General features: G+C 32.5%; 1 protein-coding gene. It reads right to left on the reverse strand.

What is annotated here, in order from left to right; translation table 11 throughout:
- Positions 1-290: hypothetical protein (locus tag KEM10_RS24100; RefSeq protein ID WP_449508523.1), on the reverse strand; the 290-nt coding region annotated here is incomplete at its 3' end.
- Positions 291-415: the final 125 nt, after the last annotated feature.

Raw genomic sequence — 415 nt, forward strand, 5'->3', positions numbered from 1 at the left:
GTAAATTCTTCAGATAAAGGTTTTTGTTCAAATATCTTTTGTAAGTAGTTGTAAAAAAGAAGATGTCCCAATACGTGAGGTTTGATTGTTTTGAAAAGGCAAATTTCATCTTCAATGGATTGAATGCATCCGTTCAATACTTTGTGTCTGAGTCTTTGAAGAGTAACCTGGCAGATTCTGATTCCTTTATGAATATCAAGGGCATTGGAAGGATTGATGATTCCTTCATTCTGAATTTCACGATCAAAGCTATCAATGATCCTCTGGCACTGGGTATGAGGTTTGTTCATAATAAGAGGGTTAGGTTAAATGAATTAGGCAATAATAATAACGTTTTTGTGTTATATAAAGGTGTATTATTATGTATTAGAGGTGTTTATTTAGATAAAGTGTTTAAAAACATCCCAACTTGGGA

This window comes from Carboxylicivirga linearis, from assembly GCF_018271995.1.
Taxonomy (GTDB): domain Bacteria; phylum Bacteroidota; class Bacteroidia; order Bacteroidales; family Marinilabiliaceae; genus Carboxylicivirga; species Carboxylicivirga linearis.